The following is a 243-nucleotide window of genomic DNA, read 5'->3' as shown; positions in this document are numbered from 1 at the left end:
CGGTCGTCAGCCTCCTCGTTCAGGAGATCGAGGGCGAATCGGAACTGTGCCTGGATGCTGGCCAGGTCTTTTCCCTGGCTGGAAAAGACCGCGAGCAGGATGGGGTCGAGCTCGCGATCGGGCGTTGTGACCGCCTGCGTGTCATTGTGCTCGACCGCCTGGCGCAGATCGGCATATTTGGACCAGAAAAGATCGATCAAGGCTTGCAAGAAACTACCCCTCTCTCGTCCGGAGATCACGCCC

The 243-nt window shown here is 60.1% G+C and carries 1 protein-coding gene; it reads right to left on the bottom strand.

Translation table 11 applies throughout. The features are described from left to right. A partial coding sequence (locus KVS69_RS20320; RefSeq protein WP_217540092.1) for a hypothetical protein occupies positions 1-209 on the bottom strand: 209 nt, incomplete at its 3' end. Positions 210-243: the final 34 nt, after the last annotated feature.

It is taken from the genome of Stenotrophomonas sp. GbtcB23 (assembly GCF_019091045.1).
Lineage (GTDB): Bacteria > Pseudomonadota > Gammaproteobacteria > Xanthomonadales > Xanthomonadaceae > Stenotrophomonas > Stenotrophomonas rhizophila_A.
Note: the sequence above shows the minus strand (reverse complement) of the source record. Positions and strands in the feature narration are given on the sequence as shown.